The organism is Mesorhizobium sp. M0028 (genome assembly GCF_040323855.1).
Lineage (GTDB): Bacteria > Pseudomonadota > Alphaproteobacteria > Rhizobiales > Rhizobiaceae > Mesorhizobium.
In genome coordinates this window covers 43760-58835 of sequence record NZ_JAMYVG010000012.1, presented here as the reverse complement: position 1 = coordinate 58835, position 15076 = coordinate 43760, and the positions used below count along the sequence as shown (strand labels likewise).

The 15076-nt window shown below is 60.4% G+C and carries 16 protein-coding genes; 7 read left to right on the top strand and 9 right to left on the bottom strand.

The features are described from left to right. Positions 1-36 precede the first annotated feature (36 nt). Positions 37-933, bottom strand: coding sequence for an aminoglycoside phosphotransferase family protein (locus NKJ93_RS21340; protein ID WP_352590964.1), 897 nt, complete (start codon positions 931-933; stop codon positions 37-39). 167 nt (positions 934-1100) lie between these two features. Between NKJ93_RS21340 and NKJ93_RS21335 the strand changes: the two genes are divergently transcribed. Then, positions 1101-1280, top strand: a complete 180-nt coding sequence (locus NKJ93_RS21335; protein ID WP_023723152.1) for a hypothetical protein — start codon at positions 1101-1103, stop codon at positions 1278-1280. A gap of 87 nt (positions 1281-1367) precedes the next feature. Here the strand turns inward: NKJ93_RS21335 and NKJ93_RS21330 are convergent, their stop codons facing one another. Both NKJ93_RS21330 and NKJ93_RS21325 read right to left on the bottom strand, forming a co-directional pair. Then, positions 1368-1934, bottom strand: a complete 567-nt coding sequence (locus NKJ93_RS21330) for a type II toxin-antitoxin system VapC family toxin (protein WP_352496462.1) — start codon at positions 1932-1934, stop codon at positions 1368-1370. A gap of 1 nt (position 1935) precedes the next feature. Further along, a complete protein-coding gene (locus NKJ93_RS21325; protein ID WP_352590961.1) occupies positions 1936-2355 on the bottom strand; it encodes a hypothetical protein in 420 nt (139 codons plus the stop codon). Positions 2356-3083: 728 nt separating this feature from the next. Between NKJ93_RS21325 and NKJ93_RS21320 the strand changes: the two genes are divergently transcribed. Further along, positions 3084-4130: an NAD(P)-dependent alcohol dehydrogenase gene (locus tag NKJ93_RS21320; protein ID WP_352590958.1), complete on the top strand. Its 1047-nt coding sequence runs from the start codon at positions 3084-3086 to the stop codon at positions 4128-4130. A gap of 201 nt (positions 4131-4331) precedes the next feature. Here NKJ93_RS21320 and NKJ93_RS21315 read toward each other — a convergent pair whose 3' ends face one another. The 6 genes from NKJ93_RS21315 to NKJ93_RS21290 all read right to left on the bottom strand — a co-directional run bounded on the left by NKJ93_RS21315 (position 4332) and on the right by NKJ93_RS21290 (position 10569). After that, entirely contained in the window at positions 4332-4745 is a 414-nt protein-coding gene (locus NKJ93_RS21315; protein WP_352590955.1) for a hypothetical protein, read from the bottom strand. Then, entirely contained in the window at positions 4708-6093 is a 1386-nt protein-coding gene (locus NKJ93_RS21310) for an alpha/beta fold hydrolase (RefSeq protein ID WP_352590952.1), read from the bottom strand. The genes NKJ93_RS21315 and NKJ93_RS21310 overlap by 38 nt, the downstream gene beginning before the upstream one ends. 50 nt (positions 6094-6143) lie before the next feature. Beyond that, positions 6144-6824 carry a hypothetical protein gene (locus NKJ93_RS21305; protein WP_352590949.1) on the bottom strand — a complete coding sequence of 227 codons (681 nt, stop codon included), beginning with the start codon at positions 6822-6824 and terminating at the stop codon, positions 6144-6146. 202 nt (positions 6825-7026) lie between these two features. Next, the gene (locus NKJ93_RS21300) at positions 7027-7197 is read right to left on the bottom strand and encodes a response regulator transcription factor (protein WP_352590946.1); all 171 of its coding nucleotides are present in this window, start codon (positions 7195-7197) and stop codon (positions 7027-7029) included. After that, positions 7179-8696, bottom strand: a complete 1518-nt coding sequence (locus NKJ93_RS21295) for a tetratricopeptide repeat protein (protein WP_352590943.1) — start codon at positions 8694-8696, stop codon at positions 7179-7181. Before NKJ93_RS21295 ends, NKJ93_RS21300 begins: the two co-directional genes overlap by 19 nt. 802 nt (positions 8697-9498) lie before the next feature. Further along, positions 9499-10569: an NAD/NADP octopine/nopaline dehydrogenase family protein gene (locus NKJ93_RS21290; protein ID WP_352484298.1), complete on the bottom strand. Its 1071-nt coding sequence runs from the start codon at positions 10567-10569 to the stop codon at positions 9499-9501. Positions 10570-10811: 242 nt separating this feature from the next. Here NKJ93_RS21290 and NKJ93_RS21285 point away from each other — a divergent pair, with 242 nt between their 5' ends. The 5 genes from NKJ93_RS21285 to NKJ93_RS21265 are packed head-to-tail and all read left to right on the top strand — an operon-like array spanning position 10812 to position 15069. Further along, on the top strand, positions 10812-11783 hold the full coding sequence (locus NKJ93_RS21285) for a LysR family transcriptional regulator (RefSeq protein WP_352590940.1): 972 nt from the start codon (positions 10812-10814) through the stop codon (positions 11781-11783). Continuing rightward, a complete protein-coding gene (locus NKJ93_RS21280) occupies positions 11780-13234 on the top strand; it encodes an NAD(P)-binding domain-containing protein (protein ID WP_352590937.1) in 1455 nt (484 codons plus the stop codon). The genes NKJ93_RS21285 and NKJ93_RS21280 overlap by 4 nt, the downstream gene beginning before the upstream one ends. An 8-nt stretch (positions 13235-13242) precedes the next feature. Further along, positions 13243-13713, top strand: coding sequence for a CMD domain-containing protein (locus tag NKJ93_RS21275; protein WP_198023648.1), 471 nt, complete (start codon positions 13243-13245; stop codon positions 13711-13713). Continuing rightward, on the top strand, positions 13710-14273 hold the full coding sequence (locus NKJ93_RS21270) for a peroxidase-related enzyme (protein ID WP_352590934.1): 564 nt from the start codon (positions 13710-13712) through the stop codon (positions 14271-14273). Before NKJ93_RS21275 ends, NKJ93_RS21270 begins: the two co-directional genes overlap by 4 nt. Before the next feature lie 55 nt (positions 14274-14328). Next, complete coding sequence (locus tag NKJ93_RS21265; RefSeq protein ID WP_031212966.1) at positions 14329-15069, top strand: amino acid ABC transporter ATP-binding protein; 741 nt, start codon at positions 14329-14331, stop codon at positions 15067-15069. Positions 15070-15076: the final 7 nt, after the last annotated feature.

The window sequence follows — 15076 nt, the reverse complement described above, 5'->3', positions numbered from 1 at the left end:
AAACGAACGTCCGTCCCGACGGAGGGACTGCGCGATTCAGATGTCCGGATCGTCGAGAATACGAGAGATCGTGCTGCGCCCCAGCGCACTCATGGCGGGGTTGGTGCGACGGTAATACCAGACGAGACCCATTGCCTGCTGGAATGCCCAAGCAACACCACGCTTCCACCAAAGATCTTCAACCTGAAGGCCGCACCGAAAGGTCGCTCTTCGCTCGCGGTCTAGAAGATGCCACGCGACTACCAAATCTAGCGACGGGTCGGCTGGTCCGAAACTGCCGCCATCAAGCACTCCGACAAGACGCCCGCCCTGCACGAGAAGGTTTGCTGGGATAAGGTCCCTATGAGTCATCACGACAGGCCCAGCGGATGGCAACTCCCGGAAGCGAGTCCACAAATCGCGCAGTCGAGCCACATCAAGAAGGCCCTCGCTCTTTTCAAAGCAAACACTCATCCAATCGTCATGATCGGAGAGATGTCCACCACGTCCTTGCCCGTCGAAGCGTCGGCCCCGTGTGTCCGCTTGGCGCAACGATGCCACGAGGTGTACAAGGTCTAGGGCGAACGTCGTCGATCCACTTAGCCCGTGCGGCGTGGCAACCTCGCCTTCGATCCAAGTTTGTAACGCCCATGGCATTGGGTAGTGAGGACCTGGCTCGCCGAGCCCAATCGGTTGAGGCGTCGGAAATAAGCAATGTTCCCCAATCTCGACCATGGCAGCGGCCTCTGACCGAAGCATATTGGCGCATTCGGTCGGATTCATCGCCCTCAGTGGGAACCGCGCCGTGCTCTTCGAGCCAATGCGGAAGATGACATTGACGGTTCCCGACGATCTAACTGAGGTGATGTCTTCATGACGATACTGGGGAAACTGGTCGCGGATCATCTGGCGGGCGATATCGATGTCGATATCCACCTGGTCGTCATGCATCATGAGTTCTCGTTCTGCCGAGCTCGAATATGCGCAGCACCCGAGGCATTCCACACTCTTGTCCTACCTCCACCGATGCCATCAAAATCTTCCTTGCGGCGCTTCGCTTGGCATAGATGCCGACGCCCAGAAATTTTCGCCACGATACCTCAGCCCGCCGATCGCGGTCTATGAGCATCAAGCAGAGGTCCCCCTATTCCCAGGGAGTAAACCGTGGCGACGCGCAGATCGCCGGCGGCCTCGGCAGCATGATGGATGCGTCGATGTCGGGCCACGTCGGCAATGTCGACAATCGCGAGCGCGATGGTGAGTGTCTTTGCTTCAGCACGCCGCGAATGACCGGACGGTAGATCCCAGATCAGGAACCGATTGATAGGGTTCTTGTGCTCCGGGACGCTAAGCAGAGCTTGCAAATGATGGTGTCCCGGGCGTGACGATCAGGCTTGCCGGTAAAACAGCGCCCGTCCGGTCGGAATTAGCTGAAGAAGATAATCGAAGTCGCTGATGTTCGCTGTGAGTACCGTGAACCCTAGCTTCTGCGCCTGCAGGAACAAGACACAATCCTGAAGCGCGCGGAGGCGAGCATCTTTCTGGTAGCCCTGAAGGCGGCACATGATGCCGGACAGCAGCGCAGCTTTTCCAAGCACGTCCGTATCCGGTGCGAAGACACGATGCGGGTGCATGCCGCGAACGGTAGCGCCAATCTGTTTGATTGCAGTCTTTGTACCGGGATGCTTGGGGTCCAGCACGCCGACGGTGTGCATGAGTTTCTGGATGGCAACCGTCGAATGATTACTCAGTCTGAGATCGAGCAGATCGGCGACAACATCCGGGGCGTGGCTCTGCAAACCATCAATGTAGACACAGGTATCGAGCATCAGCTCTTGCCCCGCCTCGGCAGTATCACCGAGGAACGGAAGGTCGTCGTCCTTGCGGCGAGACAGCCTTTCCTGAGGATCGAATCGTGCCCAGCGGACAGAACTGGCAAAATCAAAGTCAGTCAACTCAGAACCCGAGCTTAAGCGTCGGATCGACGGTGCCTCTCGTCTTTCTGAACGTCTGTCCGAAATTGTCGTCGAGGGCGACATTGGCGAGGGCGAATTCGATCAAGTCGGTGTCAGTCTTGATCCCGGTCTGCTTCTTGGCTTTTTCGATCAGCGCCGGACTGATACGACCACCGATCCGCGTGCTCTTCTCACCCAGCAGACCAGAACGTTCCGCCGCCTTCATGACGGCCTCAACACGGGTTCTGCTGACCGCGACAGACTTGCCGGTCTTTGCTGCCCGACCAGTCTTCGGAAGTGGCTCGCCGGCCTTCCTCGTCATTTCGATTATATCGGCCATACCGGCGCGCTTCTGAATGGCAAATCTCCCTTGCCGTTCCGCGCCACCACCCGTGTGTTTCTTCCTCGCTGCCTTCGCCATGACGCAGCCTCCAATGTCTGACATTTCACGATTTCGTCCAACATAACATGATTGAGACAATTTTCAAGGAGCCACCGAAATTCGGCGACGGCTGGCGGTCTCGGAAGACCGGCAGGGCGAACGCCTGGATGCGATGCTTCTCGCCGACGCCGTGCGGCGCGCCTATGCGAGCGCGGCCACAGTCGGTTCCTCAGCGAGCGCGCCGCTGCCCTCTATGAGGGAAACGGCTTCGTGCGGCTGCCGGACTCCCTCCGGCTGGTCCTACCGATGCACGCAATCCAGCAACTGGTGGAGCCATGATCGACGCAGCACCTACATCGCCTAACGTCAGGCGCTCTGTCGCTCGGGCGGCCAAAGCCGGGCGACAATGCCGCAAAATCGCGTCACCGCATCCCTTGTTGCGCCGCTTCGCCAAAACAGAACCGAAGAATGGGCGACTTTTGTGTGCACCGAGCGTGCACGTCGCCCTCTAAACACTGGGTTCCTGTCCTGTTGCCAACCCATCACTGGATACCTCAGAGCACGCTGGATGATCCAAACGCTAATTCCGCAGCGTCATGGTCGGCCTTCAAAGCCCTTGGCCGGGAAGTTGGTACGCATAGTCGGAATCAAGCAACACCCTTCCGAACTGGATTTTGAAGCCGCGGATAAGCGGCTATGATGAGCGTGCCGAATGCAAGTAAGGTCGAGGAGGCCTCGAACAATCGGCATTAGAGGAGATTACGTCGATGACGAACGTTCGCGCCCTTGTCCTTGAACGCCAGCACGAACTCAAGCTGCGCGACATCGACTTGCCGCAGACGGTTGGCCCAGGCGAAGTGCGCATCAAGATCCATACGGTGGGCATCTGCGGTTCCGACGTGCATTACTACACGCATGGCCGCATCGGCCCGTTCGTGGTCGAGGCGCCGATGGTCTTGGGTCACGAAGCCGCTGGCACCGTCGTCGAAACAGGCGAAGGCGTCGAGCATCTGAAGGTCGGCGACCGCGTCTGTATGGAGCCGGGCATCCCCGACCCGAATTCGCGAGCGAGCCGGCTCGGCCTCTACAACATCGACCCGGCTGTCAGATTCTGGGCAACGCCGCCGATCCACGGCGTGTTGACACCCTATGTCGTTCACCCCGCCAACTACACTTTTAAACTGCCCGATAATGTCAGCTTCGCCGAAGGCGCCATGGTGGAGCCTTTCGCTGTCGGGTTGCAGGCGGCTGCCAAAGCAAAGATCGCGCCGGGCGACACGGCGGTGGTGATTGGCGCAGGGCCGATCGGCACGATGGTGGCGATCGCTGCGCTCGCCGGCGGCTGTGCCCGCGCCATTGTTGCAGATCTCGCCCAACCCAAGCTCGACATCGCCGGCGGCTATCAAGGTGTGATCCCGGTCAACATCCGCGACAAGGGCCTGGCGGCGGAGGTAAAGCGCCTGACCGACGGCTGGGGCGCCGACGTCGTCTTCGAATGCTCGGGCTCGTCCAAGGCATGGGAGACCCTGCTCGATCTGCCGCGGCCCGGTGGCGCGGCGGTGGTGGTCGGCCTGCCCGTGGCGCCTGTGGCGCTCGACATTGCCACGGCCTCGACCAAGGAAGTCCGTATCGAGACCGTTTTCCGCTATGCCCACCAATATGAGCGGGCAATCGCGCTGATGGGGTCGGGCCGGGTCGACCTGAAGCCACTCATTTCGGCGACCTTCCCCTTCGAAGATTCCATCACCGCCTTCGACCGCGCAGTGGAAGCCCGGCCGGCGGACGTAAAGCTTCAGATCCGATTGCCGGATTAAGGGGACGCTGTTTTCTACAGAGCGGCTGGTTCGCCAACCCATATGTCTCGTATCATCTCGTATGGTCCGGCGAACCCTAGGATAAAACCCAGAAACGACTTCGTCGCACCTTGCGCTCCTCCAGGCCCCGGGGCAGGAGTTCGAATCTGTTCGGGCGCGCCACCTTCTCGGCCACCATCCTCCGGTCCATCGCCCGCGCGGTCATTTGGTCCCGATGCCAATATTGACGGGGTTTCTCAGAATGGCCGAAGCGTCATCGCCGGCCCGTTCGCGCACCATGCGATCGAGCGTCTGGCGAATGACCGCGCGCTCGCCTTCGCTCAACGCGAGGCTGCCAAGCACTTCCTCGACAATCGGATTGCTCCATACGATCCAATCCCATAGCTCAGCACCTGACTTGAACGCCGTGCTCTCGGTGATCATCTCGACATTGACGCCGTTCAGTCCAGCCTTTGCCAGTTCGCGGGCAAGCCGCTCCGGATCGCTGAGCTGAAACGGCAGTGGCGGCGGATCCATTGGCGGACCATTAAACTCCGGGCGTACCGATTGAACGGCCCCAACCAAGAAAGTGAGGAAGTCAATTCGATGCGGGTCGCCATAGGCAATGACCAGCACCCGCCCTCCAGGTTTGACAACCCGCGTCATCTCCCGAATGCATCGGCATGTCGGGAAAGAGCATGACCCCAAACTGAGATCCCGCCACGTCGAAGCTGTCGTCGACAAAGGCAAGCGCATGCCCGTCCATTACGCGGGCGTCAATTTCCAGGCTTTCGCGGCTGGCGCGCTCTCGCAGCAGGCGGAGCATGACGGGCGACTGGTCGACGGCGACTACCTCGGCACCGATCCGAGCTGCCGGGATACTGAGCGCGCCGCTGCCGGATGCAATGTCAAGAAGGCACATACCTGGGCGGAGCCCTGCCCTGGCCAGACTCTCATTGCCAAGCCACATCTGTGTTTCGGTATTCGTCCGATCGTAACCCGAGGCAATTCGGTCCCAAGCCTCACGTGTGTCCGGCAGCGCCTGAGGAGTCGCGGATCCGGCTGCGGCAAGCGCAGCCCGCAGCACCTTTACAAATTCGGCAGGCTGCTCGATCGGCGGATCATCGGCGGCGCCGTCGATAATGTGGAGCGGCCACCCATATCGGACGCTCGCCGCTTCCGCTACAGGCAATGGGGTGGCAAGATCGTGCCGCCCCCAGATCAGGAAGGTCGGGATTCTGATGCGCGCTAGTTCCTCTGATGGGATTGCGGGAAATCCGAACTGCTCCATCAGACCTTGCTGGGTCGGCTTCAACGCCGGCGCCTGCGCGCGATCGAGATTGTAGGCTCGCAGCCGCTCCCAGTTCTCGCCCATATGATCACGCACCGTGTCGAGGTCGAAGGCGCATTGCTGCCAGAGGCGGTCATGGCTTTCCGGACTTGGCTCCGTGATGAACGCGGCGAGGGCCGCACCGAATTCAGGCGCCGGCTGAAACGGCGCAAGGCCGAGCGCGTCCGACAGCACCAAGCAGCGGAGCTGGCTACCGTGCTTGGCGGCAAAGCGAGCAGCAATTGCGGCGCCGAGAATTTGGCCGACAAGAATGGGCGGTGTTGGGCAGGTGCGTTCGATGAGTTCGCCAAGCCACGCGAGAACACGATCGGGATGAATCGGACCCTCGACGGTCCCCGACGTGCCGTGGCCCGGCAGATCGGGCGCGATTACGTGATGCGTTCTCACAAGCTCCGGAAGAATTCTCAGCCACTTTGCTGCATGTTCTCCTGGGCCATGCAACAGCACGATCGGTGATCCCGCGCCCCCGTCCAGTAGCACGGTCGAGATGCCGGCCAATTCGAGCCGCCGTTCGGCGATCGACAGCCCGGTGAGCAGGCGCTTGCGCGCAGCTTCTCCGGATATGCGGTTCGATTCAATTGCCGCCGGGGTGGCGGTGTAGTCTTCAACGTGAGTCATCATGGCCTCCCTCATGTTGATAGGGCGATTTCGTCTTGCACATGCCGCCTGGCCTCTTGGGTTGCTCACGTGCTAGAGCGCGAGCTGCGAGCGGTTGACACGCTGATCTCGGTTCGCGCGAGCCCCAATCCGAACCACAACGTCCAAAGGGCCATCACGAAAGACGACGCAACCCAGACGAGGCTGCCCAGCCAGATGCCGAACCACATGCCCAACGGCCAGCCGGCAAAGGCAGCAAGCCCAGCCACAACTCCGACCAGTGACGCCCAGGTCGGCGTTATCTGTTGCCGGCTCAGCGCCTCATTGCCGGCGATCACGACAACCGCCAGACACAGGAACATGAATCCGTTGGCCTTGCCTTCGGCGAACGCCCACCAGGCCGTGAAGCGCGCCATATCGTTGGCGGCGGCGGCATCGGCGACGGTGGTGGCCTCGGCCACGGCGGTGGTCATCGTCCAGAGGGCGCCGACCGGCACCACCGCCCAGGCGGACAGGGTCCACCAGTGTTCGGTCAGGCGAGAGCCCGCGGTCAACACGATCAGGCTCGCGACGACGAACAGCGACAGTGCTGCCGCGGCGGCCCAATGCACGACCACCCACAGGGTGACGTTGTTGGCGATGATGTGCATTTGAAGGGCGAGGTCGGGATGAATCGGCCCGTGACCGACCAGGACGAAACCTAAGAGTACAGAAGCAATCGCAAGCCAGGCGCCCGCCACCCGCATCCCGGTATCGGTACGTGACATCACTTCCTCCTTTCATTGTGGCCGGATGTTTGCAGCTCGATCACCGAGTCCGTCCTGCAGTCTGCAGGCGAGTTGCGCCGAGGCGCCGCGCATCCATAGCCGACAGGTGCAAGCTTAGGCCGGAAGGGAAGGCGGCGCTTCGGGCGAACTACCCAATCGGCGCCGACGATGCATGGGTGATTCCACCCATTGCCGGGCACGCTCAGACTAGGCGGTGCTCGTAGGCCCAAGCGGTGGCGGCGGTGCGAGTGGGGACGTCGAGCTTGTTGAAGATATTGCTTGCGTGCCTGTCCACTGTCTTTCCGCTCAAATGCAGTTCGTTGGCGATTTCCTTGTTGGTTTTGCCAGAAGCGATCAGGCGGAGGACTTGCAACTCGCGGGCAGACCGCTGGCTTCCTCCGACCGCATGTCAAGCAGAGCATCGATGCGAGAAACCTCGGGCGCGGCACCAAGCTGCTGAAATACTGTCCGTGCTGCCTGCAGCTCCAGTGTCGCGCCGTCTTCGTCACCGAGGGCGCGGCATGCCAGGCCCATGATGACCCGTACGCGCGCTGCTTCGTATGGCGCGTCGACTTGCTGCCACTCCTCTATTGCCCGGCGCAGACAAATCGCCGCGGCCTGCGCTTCGCCTTCTGCCAGTTCCACCGCTCCCCGCGCGTGGGCGGCAAGGGCGCGCAACGGTTCGGTCCCGTAGCTTTCTGCAACGTCCGCCAGTTCGTGGCAGGCACGCCGTGCTTCCTCGATGTCGTCAGCCGCCAGCATGATCTCGACGTGAGCTGGCAGCAGCCGAATGCGCTTCACTTGGTCGGTCGTCGCGGCCATGACGCGCCGGATTGCGGCCACAGCCGCATCGATGTGCCTTTCGGCCAACCGCAACAGGGCAAGGCCCGGCTGCGGTTCGAAGCCATATTGGCTTGCACTCCGATATGCCTGTTCGGCCGCTTCAAAGTCTCCACGGAGGCGGTGTACTTCCGCCAACTGGTACCACGCCCCAGCCGTATCTTTTCGATTATTTGACTGCGTCAAACGCTCCACGGCATGCTGCGCTTCGTCGATTGCGTCCTGCCATGCGCCGCTGAGCCGTTTAATTTCAGCGCGATGCATCAGGCAGGTGCCGCTAAAACTGATCAGCTGGGGCTGTTCCGAGCACCATCGCCCCAGAGCGGAAGTCCATTCGCGTGCGCGACCCAGAGCATGGACTTGCTGACACGCTTCGATCACGCTGCAGTAGATCAGGCCGGTAAGCAGCGGCGACAATTCGCCGGCCGTGACCGAAACCATCGCCTCATCGAGAAGCGCGAAACCTTCTGTGGTCCGCCGCTGACGTAACAGAACACGGCCCTGCAGGTGCCGCGCACAGGCAACGAGATCCGCGTCCGCAAAGCGCTCGCCAATCTCGACTGCGCCGCTGGCCGCAGCGTAGGCTGCCTCAAGGTTGCCCGCAGCAAGATTCTGTTCGACGTGGGGCAGCATCAGGTAACCCTGTTCGACACAATCATGTGGCTCGCGTTCGAGCAGTCGATGGGCCCGTCCAAACCAGCCGGTCGCCGGAGCCATCTCCCCACGAAAGACAAGACGCAGGCCCAGCCAGAAGGCGCAGCGGGCGGCGCGATGGTATTCGCCAGCGTCGAGATATGCATGATGGGTTCGCTCCAAGGCCCGCAGGTACTCCTCGTCGCGCCCAGTCAAATAGGCCGACATCGCCAGCCGTTCGAGATCATCCACAGCAAGCGGAGCCGTCTCATCGGCGTGCGAGAGGAACCTATAGGCGTCGCCCCACGCCCTTTCTTCGTAAGCCTCACGACCGAGAGCGAGCTGATCCGTCTCTTCCAGGGAGCCGCTGTTGCATTGCTGTCGATCTGAGCTGCCCATCCCATTGGCTCCGCAGACGAACAGAAATCCTAGCCATCAATGGCTACTTTCCGAGGCGGAGTATAGCATGCTCGAAAATGAATGAACGGAATGCACTTAAGCGCTCCGAATGAGAGCGTTCCGGACGACAGCAAACGGGTCGGATCGCGACGCTCGTCGCACAAGATGCAAATGTCGTCTCATGACGCGACCAAGCCGTCCGACGACCTGCCGCGCAACGGGCCGACCTTATCCTCCCTCCTGACCTTACCATCTGCGGCCGGTGATCTGGCGCGATCTCATGCAGCAAGTGCTCGCTATGTTATCGGAGTAGGCTAGGCGCAACCAAAAGCTGCTACTTGCGAAACCTCGACGAGTGGTAGACCACCATCTCCTCACCCGCCTCTTCCGATTGTCAGTAGCCCACAACAAGTCAATGAAATCAAAAGCGATGCGTGCAGGTTCGCCATCTTGGACTTGGCTAACCGAGGGCACAAATAACCTCTAACACGTTGATAAATAACGACAATGGTGGGCCCGGAGCGACGTGGTCTTTTCAACAAAAACAACTACTTAGCGGGTGGTTAGCCCAACCATATCCTTCGTATGTTCTCGCATTTGGTGGCGAAACTAGTGACGACAACTCCGAATGAGGACCGGCTCAACAACAATGGAGAGAGGCCTAAGTCCGGCGGCTCAGTGTCAGAGGCGCGGACGAAACGTTCCAAGGAATGCCGAAACCATGTCCTGCTCGCCGGCGCATTGCCGGCTTATCGGGTATATTGGCTATGCTGACTTCCACTGTTTCCATTGTGAAGAGTTGTTAGAATCCCTTACGGCAAAGGTTTTCAAGATCGGCTTTTGCCATTCCCTCGATGCCGACCGCAGGAAGAATATCATTATCTGCCTTGAGATCGCGACCACAAGCTGCCGATAATATCGAAACTCCGGACTCGTGGAGTATCGCCGGTTTCCCCGTTAGCTTCCCCAGTAGTACGGTCGGCAGCAGTCCGAACGGAACATCCTCTAGAATATAGCGGCTTTCGATGGTTGTTGGGCCAAAGCCGCCACGGCCTTGGCGCTCCATCTCCTGGTTCATCTCCGAAACGGTTCCCATCGGAACATGGAACGACAGTGAAAAATGCTCTCTGACGGTGCGAACGGCGATGCTGAAATGGGCCGCGATGGCCAGCCGTTCGGCATCCAGAGCCTCGATAAGACGGCCGACGGCGGGAGTGACGTTTCCCCCCTGGCTCCATTGCTCGGCCTTCTCCATGCGTGTCAGGTTAAGAAGCGCAATACCTAGATGGTTTTGCGGGTTGAGGTTGCTGAGCGCGATCGCAAGCATCCCGTCGCGCTGGACGAAACGATCGCCGAACAAGGTCGTGCAAAGTTCGTGTCCTTGATCCTGGTAACTGAAAGGCAGCGTCGCCACGTCAAGCTTCTGGCGAATGGTGGTGACATGGACTTCGGTTGGTCCGAGCTGGCGGCCAGTCAATAGTGTTGTGCCCCAAACGACGATCGGCAACGAGACCTTGCGTTCGGCCAACCGCTTGGAGAGATAAAGCGCCGAGAACGAACAATGCGAACTGATGATGACCGGGATTCCATCAATCAGATGGGGGGCGGCGGCATCCATCACCATCTTGTGGCCGTAGGCCGGAAGCGCAATCACCACCACGTCCGCGTTGGCGACGGCATCCGTGCAATCCTTGGCAATGCGCACCGGCACCGTCGCGTCTATATCCCCTGTGGCTTTCAATAATTCACCCGCAGCCAACGCCCTGGTGCGCTGTCCCGACGGTGACCAAAGCGTTGGCGAATGTCCCGATCCTGCCAAATACGCGGCAAGGCCATAAGCAATTGCTCCGGCGCCCAGAATACTCACGCGCATAATATTCCTCCTGTTGCTGGCTTTGTGGTTCGAGAATCCTTGCCGTCGTCACACATGAAAGTTTTCATCAGGAGGTTCCGCAAGCCGGAGTCGCGTCTGCCGTCCTCGTCCGCCTCCGCCAGGGATTCCGGCTCTGAAGCCGGCCAAATGCACAAAGCCGCAACGAACATTAGTTTCCGCTTGACACATATCAAAAACGAATGAGACGATGTCAATCATACGGAATATGCATGTAGGCGAAGATGGAAACTCGAGATCTTCAGACCTTCCTTGCGGTTGCTGCCAGCGGCAGCATTACCAAGGCGGCTGATATGCTCGGGCGTTCCCAGCCCGCAGTGACACGCACCATTCAGGATCTCGAGGCCGAGCTTGGCTTCCAATTGCTGCACCGGGTCGGTCGACGGGTGCAGCTGTCTGAAGAAGGTGTCGCCTTCGAGGAAGAAGCGCGGCGACTGCTGATGTCCTTCACCGAACTCGCAGCGCGGGCCAAAATGATCGCCGCCGGCAGGGGGCGGATCCTGCAGATCGTCACTACCTCTGCGATCGGTACTGGCTTGATCCCGACGGCAATGGCTGAGCTCAAAGGTGTCGAGCTTCCGCACGAGACGCATCTCGGGCAGTTTCTTCCCTCGATCGTCGCCCAGGAAGTGCGCAGCGGACGTGCCGAGATCGGGTTTTCAAGCCTGCCGCTCGATACGCCCGGTTTGGATGTCCTGCGGCTCTATTCGGCACCTGATGTTGCTGCCGTGCGGGAGGACGATCCGCTGGCTGAACTTGATGTCATACCGCTTTCGGCTTTTGCCGGTCGCCGCGTCGCGACGTTGCTCAATCCGCTGCGTTTTCAGTTGCATGTCGCCAAGGCACTGGCGGCCCGGGGCATCGACACCGGACCAGTGATCCGGACCAACACTGCCTACGGCGCGTTGCAGATCGTGCGCCATACTGGTGTCGCAGCCGTCATCGATCCGCTCACGGCCTACGGCGTGGCCCTGCCTGGGGTCGTCATTCGCCCGATCGACGTAACCGTTCTCTTTTATTGGGGCGTTGTGGCTGCCGAAAAACGTCCCCTTCGCCCAGTCGCGCAGGCGCTGATGGATGCGGTCGAAGCGGTGGCTGAACGGTCGATCGCCGGTTTCAGGAAACTCGATCCAGCTTTGGCCGGCCAATTGGTCACCGATCCCGCCTCGGGCACAAATAACGGAACTGGAATATGAAGCATACTCCCACCCCGGCAGCATCGACGGGCCTTGCCGCGTTGGAAGCCCAACTCGCGCAGGATCTCGACGTGCTTGAGTTGCCCGCCAAGCCTTGGGTCCCCACACGCATGCAGGAGGGCGCCCCGGTCCGTGATGTCGTTGTCATTGGCGCTGGCATGTGCGGACTTGCCGCCACAGCAAAGCTGGTGCTGACCGGGATTACCAACGTCGTCGGCTATGATGCGGCGCCTGCCGGGCTCGAAGGACCGTGGGTAACGTTTGCCCGCATGCAAACACTCCGGTCACCGAAGACCCTCAACGGTCCGTCGCTCGGCCTGCCGCAGTTGACGTTCCGCGCCTGGTTCACGGCACAGTGGGGCGTCGAAGCCTGGCAGTCGCTGGACAAGATCCCCAGGGGCCAGTGGATGGATTACCTGGTCTGGTATCGCAAGGTCCTTGCTCTGCCAGTGCGCAATAGCGTGCGCATGACCGGCCTCGCACCCGTTGGAAATCTGATTGCGATCGATATCGAGGGCGCGGAAACCGGCCGGGTTCTCACTCGTCATCTCGTTCTGGCCACTGGTCGGTCCGGCCTGGGCGGTTTTGCCGTGCCCGATTTCCTTAAGGGTATCGATCGCGCCTATTGGGCCCATTCTGCCGACGACATCGATTTCGGTGCTCTGAAAGGTAAGCGTGTCGCGGTCATCGGCGCTGGTGCCTCGTCCATGGACAATGCAGCAACGGCGCTCGAGGCTGGCGCCGGCTCGGTGGACATGTTGATCCGCCGCAAGGAAATGCCACGCATCAACAAGCTGACCGGCATCGGCAGCCAGGGCGTTGTACACGGCATCTATCACCTACCCGATGACTGGAAGTGGAAGTTTTTCGACTACACCGCCTCGACCCAAACACCGCCGCCGCGTTCATCGACGCTTCGCGTGTCTCGTCATGCGAATGCTCGGTTCTTTCTGGACTGTGGCATAGTCGCGGTAAAGCAAGATGCCGAAGGCCTTCTGGTCGAAACCACACAAGGGCCGATGCGCTACGATTTCATGATCGCGGCAACCGGCTTTTCCAACGACTTCAGCGACCGCCCGGAATTTGCAGCACTCGCCCCATACATCCGCACCTGGTCGGATGGTCGATATTCGCCGGATATGGGGCCGGCTCGTACAGGCATGTCGGAGGCGCCAGATCTCGGTCCCGCCTTCGAATTTCGCGAACGCGTTCCCGGCTCCTGCTCGATGCTAGCACATATCCACTGCTTCAACGACGCCGCCATGCTGACCCACGGCAAGGTCTCCGGCGATATCCCGGCCGTCAGTGCCGGCGCCGACCGTCTGGTCCGCGGCATTGCCGCGTCGCTGTTTGCCGAAGATGTCGAAACCCACTTCGCCAATCTGATCGCCTACGACACGCCCGAGCTTCTGGGCGACGAATGGGTCGATTCAACAGAGGCCGCGCTGTGATCGACGCAATGGACAAGGCCGCCGGTATTTCGCCGAACGATGCACTTTTCGCTGCGCGGCGGTTTCGGCCCGAATTTGTGCAAGGGGCGGAGGAATGTCGCCTCTCCGTCCTGCAGCCGGCAAACGATCAGGGGCTGGCGCCGAATTTGAGGGTTGCTCTGGCCCGTCGCATGGCCGCTCTGAATGCCGATCCCGTCCTGATGGCCGAATATGATGTGCAACTGGCCCAACTTGGTCCGACAGAGCAGCTCAGAGCATTGGCTCGGGGCGAAACGGATCTCGATGAGCCATTGGCGACCATCGCCCGTCACGTCGACCTGATCACGCTGATGCCGAAAAAGGCGGAAGCGAGCCATATCGCCCTCCTCGCCAAGGCCGGATTGAACAATCCTCAAATCGTCGCGCTCTCCGAACTGATTGCCTTTGTGAACTTCCAGACACGGGTGGCGGCCGGCTTGCGCCTGATGAGGTCGATATGATTTCCTCGGTTCGCCTGAAGCCATTGAATTGGCACCCGTACATCGCGCCGGTCGAGCTCTCCGGGGCGACGCCGGAACAGCTTGAAGCGATGAAGGTTACGCCATCGGCCAAGAAAGTTTCGGAATATGTGCGCACCCTTGTGCATGACCCAGAGAGCTATCTTGCCCGCACGATTCTGTTCAACGCGATCATGTATGTCGAAGGCGGGCTTGCCCGTCCCGACCGCGAACTTGGCGCATTGGGTGCCTCGATCGTCAATGGCTGCAAATTCTGCGCCGTTGTTCACGCCCGCCGCCATGCAGAGCTGACCAAGAGCGATGATGTGGTCACCGCGCTTTATCTCGACAAACCCGAGGCGCTCGGGCCGCGCGATGCGGCAATCTACAGCTTTGCCCGCCGTCTGTCGGCGGCGCCGTCGGAAGCAACGGTAGACGACATCGCCTCGCTGCGTGCCGTCGGCATGAATGATGCCGAGATCATCGACCTTGTCCACGCCATAGCGATCTTCGGCTGGGCAAACAGGCTGATGCACGTTCTCGGCCACGCGGAGAGCGGATGATGACGTCGCATACGGTCAAAGCAGTCCGTCCCCCACTCTGAAGGACCAACCAGAAATGCTTGAACTCAAAGATGTAAAGCTGTCTTACGGAAGCACGCAGGTCCTGAACGGCGTCAATCTCTCGGTAAAGCGGGGTGACGTGGTGTCGATCATCGGCCCCAGCGGCACCGGCAAGACCACGCTGCTGAAATGCATCAACTACCTGGCCAAGCCGTCGTCAGGAACCATCGCGTTCGACCAGATTCGGATGGACTACCAGCGCGCCGACAAGACCGCTGTCCAGGCGATCCGGCTTCGCACAGCGATGGTCTTTCAGCAGTTCAATGTCTTCAAGAACATGACCGTCCTCCAGAACGTGATGGATCCGCTGGTCGTCGTGCAGCGCAAGTCAACGGACGAGGCGCGTGAAATCGCGCTGCGAGAGCTTGACCGGGTCGGTCTCTCAGCGAAGCGGGACAGCTATCCGTCCCAGCTGTCGGGCGGCCAGCTCCAGCGCACCGGCATCGCGCGTGCGCTGGCGGTTCGTCCCAACGTGATGCTCTTCGATGAGCCTACGTCATCGCTGGATCCTGAACTCGTCGGTGAAGTTCTGAAGGTGATCAAGGATGTCACGTCGTCAGGGATCACTTCGCTGCTCGTGACCCACGAGATGCAATTCGCAAAGAACATCTCGAACCGGATCGTCTTCATGGATCGTGGCGTGGTTGCCGCCGATGGCAGTCCAGCTGAGATCTTCGATGCACCATCCAGCCCACGACTTGCTCAATTCCTGCAGTCAGAACTCGCTTTTCAATAGCTCAACA

Bases quoted from the DNA above. Each gene is read 5' to 3' on its own strand.
- NKJ93_RS21340 (WP_352590964.1), bottom strand. From the start codon at position 933: ATGATGCATGACGACCAGGTGGATATCGACATCGATATCGCCCGCCAG.
- NKJ93_RS21335 (WP_023723152.1), top strand. From the start codon at position 1,101: ATGAGCATCAAGCAGAGGTCCCCCTATTCCCAGGGAGTAAACCGTGGC.
- NKJ93_RS21325 (WP_352590961.1), bottom strand. From the start codon at position 2,355: ATGGCGAAGGCAGCGAGGAAGAAACACACGGGTGGTGGCGCGGAACGG.
- NKJ93_RS21320 (WP_352590958.1), top strand. From the start codon at position 3,084: ATGACGAACGTTCGCGCCCTTGTCCTTGAACGCCAGCACGAACTCAAG.
- NKJ93_RS21310 (WP_352590952.1), bottom strand. From the start codon at position 6,093: ATGAGGGAGGCCATGATGACTCACGTTGAAGACTACACCGCCACCCCG.
- NKJ93_RS21305 (WP_352590949.1), bottom strand. From the start codon at position 6,824: ATGTCACGTACCGATACCGGGATGCGGGTGGCGGGCGCCTGGCTTGCG.
- NKJ93_RS21295 (WP_352590943.1), bottom strand. From the start codon at position 8,696: ATGGGCAGCTCAGATCGACAGCAATGCAACAGCGGCTCCCTGGAAGAG.
- NKJ93_RS21290 (WP_352484298.1), bottom strand. From the start codon at position 10,569: ATGCGCGTGAGTATTCTGGGCGCCGGAGCAATTGCTTATGGCCTTGCC.
- NKJ93_RS21285 (WP_352590940.1), top strand. From the start codon at position 10,812: ATGGAAACTCGAGATCTTCAGACCTTCCTTGCGGTTGCTGCCAGCGGC.
- NKJ93_RS21280 (WP_352590937.1), top strand. From the start codon at position 11,780: ATGAAGCATACTCCCACCCCGGCAGCATCGACGGGCCTTGCCGCGTTG.
- NKJ93_RS21275 (WP_198023648.1), top strand. From the start codon at position 13,243: ATGGACAAGGCCGCCGGTATTTCGCCGAACGATGCACTTTTCGCTGCG.
- NKJ93_RS21270 (WP_352590934.1), top strand. From the start codon at position 13,710: ATGATTTCCTCGGTTCGCCTGAAGCCATTGAATTGGCACCCGTACATC.
- NKJ93_RS21265 (WP_031212966.1), top strand. From the start codon at position 14,329: ATGCTTGAACTCAAAGATGTAAAGCTGTCTTACGGAAGCACGCAGGTC.